Raw genomic sequence first — 6,523 nt, 5'->3', positions numbered from 1 at the left:
TCCGTGGTGGTCATTACTGGAGGGTCACACCCGGTCTCTTTCCGAACCCGGTCGTTAAGCCTCTTGGTGCTGATGGTACTGCCCTGTGGTGGGGTGGGAGAGTAGGTTGCTGCCACGGTTCTTCTTCCGGGAGGGGGAGGAGGGGAGGGTCCTTGGGGGGTTCTTTCTTCTTTCTCCTCCCGTTTTTCATGTGCGGGCTTGTGAACAAGTGAAACGTCGGCGGAGATCTCCTTCCCGAGGAAACGACCGGGCATTGTCGGAGTCGGAAGGGTCGATGGGACAATTTCCGTATGACGAAGACGATCCCAGCCGAACTCCTGGCGGCGGCCGAGGCCGCCAAAGGCTTCATGCCGACGGACGAGGGCACGGCCCTCTTCGAGGCCGCGCTCACTTATGCCCCTCTCGGCCCGATCGTGGAGATCGGAACCTACTGCGGTAAATCCACCATCTTCCTGGGCGCCGCCGCCCGGGTGACCGGAGCCAAGGTCCTCACCGTGGACCATCACCGGGGTTCGGAGGAGCATCAGGAGGGATGGGGGTACCACGACGCGAGCCTCGTCGACGGACCCACCGGCAGGTTCGACACGCTTCCGCACTTTCGCCGTACGATCACCGAAGCCGGACTGGACGAGGAGATCATCGCGATCGTCGGCCGGTCGGCCGAGGTGGCCGCGGTCTGGGGCACCCCTCTGGGCATGGTCTTCATCGACGGTGGTCACAGCGAGGAGGCGGCCCAGAACGACTACCAGGGCTGGAGCCCCCACGTGGCCATCGGTGGAGCCCTCGTCATCCACGACGTGTTCCCCGACCCGAAGGACGGCGGTCGACCGCCCTACAACATCTACCGGCGAGCCCTTGCGTCGGGGAGGTTCAAGGAGGTGCGGGAACTGGGGTCGATGCGCGTGCTCGAACGCCTCTCCTGACCCATGGTCCTCCTCAGGCCGACCGCTGAACGTGCATACGCGAGACCCTGATCACCGATAAACGACCGGACCCACGGATGCCCCGATACATACCCCATGCGAGTAGGTGTCGGACCAGAAGAGACGCTGTGGTTATCGTCCAGGCCTTGACATGGTTACGTGCGGGTATCGTGAATCCGAGGACTGAGCGATGGTGGCGTCATTCCCAGGAATACCGCTTCGGTCCCGACTCGAAATGAACGATCAGCGGTACTCGCGCGTCCAACATCAGGACGGCAGGGTGCCGGACGTGATGTGCCATGGGGGCAGGGAACTGAGCGAGAGCAGACACGGCGAAGGCGGGGCGGATGGACAGCGTCCCGAGACCGACACGCCGGAGACCAGGAACACCTCTGCCGAAGAGCTGTCCAACAGTGCCACTCCTGGGGATGGTGTACCCGCGCCCGAGGAGAGCCGGTCGACGCGGGAGACCCCTGGGAAGGCACAGGAGGCCGAGGAGGGGCCGGAGGGCCCGTCCGAGCCCGAGTTCATCGGACCGGTCAGTTTCAAGACCAGCGGATCCTTCTTCCGGGAGAAGGTCGCCCGTAACCTCGCGGAGCAGGGGTACGGCGGTCTGGGCGCCCAGGACGAGAACGCCTCTTCGTCCGATTCCCAGAGCCCTGAGGACGTCGCCGACGATCCCCCCTCACCGGCGTCGGCTCCGACAGAACCGATCTCCCTCGACGCCGTGCGTGCCGAGGCTTCCGCGGAACCGCGGGAGCCGGGGGCCGAAGGCTCCGAGGACACCGGCGAGGTCCGGGAGGAGGTCACCGAGTCCGCGGGTGGTGGGTCCCGGGGCGAGGACTCCGCGGAGACCGTGCCCGGCGGCGGGGACACCCCCGTGGACGACGCTCCCACGGTCGCGATGTCCACCGACGCGATCGAGGCGGCCGCTGTCGCCGACCATGGTCCCGAGGCCGAGACGGGCGGCGGGTCCGACTCCGTCTCGGATGAGCGGACCGGGGCCGAGGAGCGGGAGCCGGCCGAGGAGCGGACGGAACCGGAGACGGTGAGGAGTCCGGCCGTCGGAACGGTGACCGGTGCGGCCTCCTCCGCGTCCGACACACCGACCTCCGCGGACACGGAACGGATCGCGACGGGGACCGGGGACGAATCCACCACGGCCGAGACAGAGGCGTTGTGGCCCCAACCGCGCCGTCTCTCGGACTACGTCTCCGAGACCCCCGACCCGGAGAAGGCCGGCCAGGACACGGGCGCCGGCACCACCGAGTCGGCGACGGAGGGCACTGACACGACCGGAGCGGCCGGAGCCACGACCACGGTCTTCTCCCTGGGATCGCAGGACGGTCCGCGCACCGAGGCCTCTCCTGCCTCGGGCGGCCATGGTGGGGAGGACGAGGGTACCGCTCCCCAGGCACCGCGGGACTCCCACGCTGCCTCCTCCGCCGCGCAGAGCGGCTCGCACGTCCCCGGCGGACCCAAGGGCCCCTCCGGCCCGGGAGGCACCGGCCCCGGCGGTCCCAGGGGGCCCGGTGCTCCCAAGGGAAGGAAGGGGAGCGGAGCCAAGAAACCACTGTGGTGGAGAATGCTGCGCGTCTTCCTCGTCGTCACCGGACTGTTCGTCATCATCGCCTGCGGTACGTTCGCCTACCTCTACTTCACCGTGGAGGTCCCCGACGCGGCCAAGGCCGACGCACTCGAGCAGGGGTCGACCTTCTACTACGCCGATGGTGAGACCGAGTTCGCCTACCGGGGGACCAACCGCGAGATCCTCGCCTACGAGGAGATGACGGAGGGCGGAGACCACATCGTCGAAGCCGTCATCTCCGCCGAGGACCGTGGCTTTTGGACCGAACCCGGTGTGTCGCTGAGCGGTACCACCCGTGCGTTCTGGTCCACCGTGACCGGAAAACAGGTTCAGGGCGGCTCCACCATCACCCAGCAGATGGTGCGCAACTATTACGAGGGCGTCTCCCGGGACGTGTCGATCGCTCGCAAGATCCAGGAGATCATCATCTCCATCAAGGTCGACCAGAGCGAGTCGAAGGAATGGGTGATGCAGCAGTACCTCAACACCATCTACTTCGGCCGTAACGCCTACGGCATCCAGGCCGCCGCCGAGGCCTACTACCACAAGGACGTCCAGGACCTGGAGCCCGCGGAGGCCGCGTTCCTGGCCGCGGCCATCCAGCAACCGAGCTGGTTCGGTGAGGCGGACGTGGAGACCACCCCGGCGATGGAACGACGTTGGGAGTACGTCGTCAACGGCATGGTCACCACCGGCGCCATCACGCAGGCCGAGGCCGACCAGATGGAGTTCCCGGCCCCCGAGGCCGAACGACCCGCCGAGGGCAACGATCTCAGCGGGTACAAGGGCTACATGCTCCAGGAGGCCGTGAACGAACTGGAGAGGCTCGGCTACACCGAGGACCAGATCAACCGGCAGGGCTACTCCATCGTCACCACGTTCGACAAGGACATGATGGACGCCGCCTACGAGGTGGTGGAGGAGACGGTTCCTCCGGAGAACGTCCCCGAGGGCGTCAACATCGGACTGACCACCATCGACCCGAAGACGGGCGAGGTCCTGGCCTTCTACGGTGGACGCGACTACTGGGAGAACCAGTACGACAGCGCCTTCCTCGGCGCGGCGCAGACCGGTTCGGCCTTCAAGCCGTACGTGTTGGCCACCGCCCTGGAGCAGGGATACAGTCTCCATTCCACGGTGGACGGACGCGGTCCCCGCGACATCCAGGGAGCCCGTATCCAGAACGCGGGCAACTCGCCGGGCGGCGTCATGGACCTCGTCCAGGCGACGCGGGTGTCCAACAATCTCGGTTACGTCGAACTGGCCCAGGAGGTCGGATTCGAGAAGATCCGCGACACCATCTACGACGCGGGCTGGCCCGAGGGCAGTATCCCCGACAGCCAGCTGGTGCCGGTCATGCCCCTGGGCGCCGCCAGCGCCCGTCCGGTCGACCAGGCCACCGGATACGCCACGTTCGCCAACGGCGGCGTGCACACCGAGACGCACGTGGTCAAGGAGATCATCAACACCAAGGGTGAGGACGAGCGTCCCGAGATCGAGAGCACCAGGGTCCTGGAGGAGTCCACCGCGGCCGACGTCACCCACGCTCTCGAACAGGTGGTCAACGGTGGTACCGGTACCGCCGCGCGGCTGTGGGACCATCCCGTCGCGGGTAAGACGGGGACCACCAACGACAGCGTCGCCGCCTGGTTCGTCGGTTACACCCCGCAGTTGTCCACGGCCGTGGCCGTCTACAGCGGTGACAACCAGTCGTTCAGCATCCCGGGACACAACATCTCGGGCGGCGGGATGCCGGCGACCCTGTGGAACCGGTACATGAGCAGGGCGATGGAGGGCTACGAACGCGGTTCGTTCCCCTCCCCGGCCTTCGGGGGCACCACGGAGAACTGGGCTCCGGAGCCGTCTCCGGTGGAACCCGAGCAGCCGCAGCAGGACGACCAGCCCCAGAGCCCGGTCGAGCCGGAGACCCCGGTCCAGCCGGAACAGCCCGAGCCGCCGATCGAGCCCGAGCCGGGCGATCCCGGACCCGAGATCCCGAGCTTCCCCGGCCCCGGGCCCGGTGAGGACGACGGCGGCTGGGGCGGCGGTGGGGACGGCTGGGGACCTCCGGGGCGTGGTGACGAGGACGGATAGCCCAGAGGCCCGCCCCCGGCGGGGGCGGGCCCGACCTCATGAGCGAGGCGCTTCCCTGGGGTTCCTAGTCGGACAGCTCGTCCCAGGTGTGCAGGAACACCCGTGAGCCCGGGGTGGTCTCGGTGAGCGCGTCGACCGCCAGGATCATGGCGGCCGACGTCCACGTACTGCGTTCCACCGGCCAGCGCACCTGCTCGGCGAACTGGTAGCCCGTCCAGTACACGCCGTCGTCGGCGTCACGCAGGTGCTGGACGTCGCGCAGAATGCGCGTGCCCGTCTCCGTGTCGCCCATGGCGGCCAGGGCCATGACCAGTTCGGAGGTCTCGGCCGCGGTCACCCACGGCTGGTCGCTCACACAGCGCACGCCCAGCCCCGGGACCACGAACCGGTCCCAGCGCTCCTCGACGCGCTCCTTGGCGGAGGCGCCTCGTACCGCGCCTCCCAGGATGGGGTAGAACCAGTCCATCGAGAAGCGGGAGCGGTCGGCGAAAAGGTCCTCGTGGCCGTTGATGAGCACCGAGAGACGGTCGGCCGCGGCGGCCCACGTCGGGCGCTCCCGGCCCAGTCGGGTCGCCAGGGCCGCCCCACAGCGCAGCGCGTGGTGCACGCTCGCGCACACCGTCAACAGCGCGTGGTCGCCCCGGGACCCGTCCTCCGCGCGCGCCCACAGGATCTCACCGTGATCGCCTCGCAGGTCCAGGACGAAATCCAGTCCCTCCTCCACCACCGGCCACAGACGCTCGGCGAAGGCGAGGTCACCGGTGATGAGCAGGTGGTGGAACAGCCCCACCGCGGGGTAGGCGGCGTGGTTGGCCTCGCGTAGCCGGGTGACGGCGGTGCCCTGGCGGAACTTGGCGGCCCATCCGCCCTCGGGATGGCGGCTGTCGGCGAGCCACAGGTAGGCGCGTCGGGCGGCCTCGGCGTGCTCGGGTACGGTCCGACCGGTCACGGTCAGGGCCATGGCGCACTCCACGTGGTCCCACACGTCGGTGTGTCCACCGGGGAACCACGGGATGGCGCCACTGGGCTCCTGGCTGTGGACCAGGTAGGAGGCGCTGCGGTGCAGTTGTTCGGCGCTGAGCACCCCCGGAAGGTACGGGATCCCGGGTCGCCGCGTCTTTTCGGCAAAGGAGGGTGCGAAGAGGGGGGCCATCAGTCGGAGTGCGGCTTGCGCACGTAGACGACCACGCTCTTGCCGATGAGCGGGTTGAGCAGGCGTTCGGCGACCCGGGTCACCTTCGGTGCCTTGAGCATGTCCCACACCAGCATGTCGTGGTACGCCTTGGCCAGCGGATGGTCGTCCCTGTCGGTGCCCACCGCGCACTTGATCCACCAGTACGGTGCGTGCAGCGCGTGCGCGTGATGGTGCGGGCCGATCTCGAAGCCGGTGGCCTTGAGCTTGGCCTCCAGTTCGGCGCGTGTGTAGATGCGGACGTGACCGCCCTCGTTGGTGTGGTAGTCCTCCGACAGGGCCCAGCACAGGCGTTCGGGCAGGAAGCTGGGGACGGTGACCGCGGCGATGCCCCCGGGACGCAGCACCCGGAACAGCTCCGTCATGGCGGCGGTGTCGTGCGGGATGTGCTCGAAGATCTCGGCCGCGATCACCCGGTCGAAGCTCGCGTCGTCGAAGGGCATGTCCAGGGCGTCGCCCTTGACGGTCTGCGCGTGGGCCTCCTCGGGGGCCTGGCCCTCCTGGCGCATCGCGGTGAACATGGTCTCGACCTCGGTCAGGTCGGCGACGTTCTGGTCGAAGGCGGTGATGTCGGCGCCGCGGCGGTAGACCTCGAAGGCGTGACGGCCACCGCCGCAGCCCAGGTCGAGGACGCGGTCGCCGGGGCCGACTGGCAGCAGGTTGAAGTCGACGGTGATCAGTGGAGGCTCCCTAGGATCTGGCGGACGCGGGGTCGTGGTCAGTGCC

Annotated in this window: 4 protein-coding genes and 1 rRNA gene; 3 read left to right on the top strand and 2 right to left on the bottom strand. The window is 68.4% G+C overall.

The window, feature by feature from the left end:
* The first annotated feature begins 2 nt into the window (after positions 1–2).
* The 3 genes from rrf (at position 3) to PFX91_RS12595 (ending at position 4,605) form a co-directional block, all read left to right on the top strand.
* Positions 3–118 (top strand): 5S ribosomal RNA (rrf, locus tag PFX91_RS12605).
* Between the two features lie 172 nt (positions 119–290).
* Positions 291–923, top strand: a complete 633-nt coding sequence (locus PFX91_RS12600; RefSeq protein WP_285731692.1) for a class I SAM-dependent methyltransferase — start codon at positions 291–293, stop codon at positions 921–923.
* Positions 924–1,158: 235 nt separating this feature from the next.
* A complete protein-coding gene (locus PFX91_RS12595; RefSeq protein ID WP_285731691.1) occupies positions 1,159–4,605 on the top strand; it encodes a transglycosylase domain-containing protein in 3,447 nt (1,148 codons plus the stop codon).
* A 64-nt stretch (positions 4,606–4,669) separates the two neighbouring features.
* Here the strand turns inward: PFX91_RS12595 and PFX91_RS12590 are convergent, their stop codons facing one another.
* On the bottom strand, positions 4,670–5,758 hold the full coding sequence (locus PFX91_RS12590; RefSeq protein WP_285731690.1) for a prenyltransferase: 1,089 nt from the start codon (positions 5,756–5,758) through the stop codon (positions 4,670–4,672).
* Positions 5,758–6,477, bottom strand: coding sequence for a class I SAM-dependent methyltransferase (locus tag PFX91_RS12585; protein WP_285731703.1), 720 nt, complete (start codon positions 6,475–6,477; stop codon positions 5,758–5,760). Before PFX91_RS12585 ends, PFX91_RS12590 begins: the two co-directional genes overlap by 1 nt.
* Positions 6,478–6,523: the final 46 nt, after the last annotated feature.

Origin of the sequence: Nocardiopsis sp. ATB16-24 (genome assembly GCF_030271535.1) — a bacterium.
Taxonomy (GTDB): Bacteria; Actinomycetota; Actinomycetes; order Streptosporangiales; family Streptosporangiaceae; genus Nocardiopsis.
This window is presented reverse-complemented; position numbering and strand designations above follow the sequence as displayed.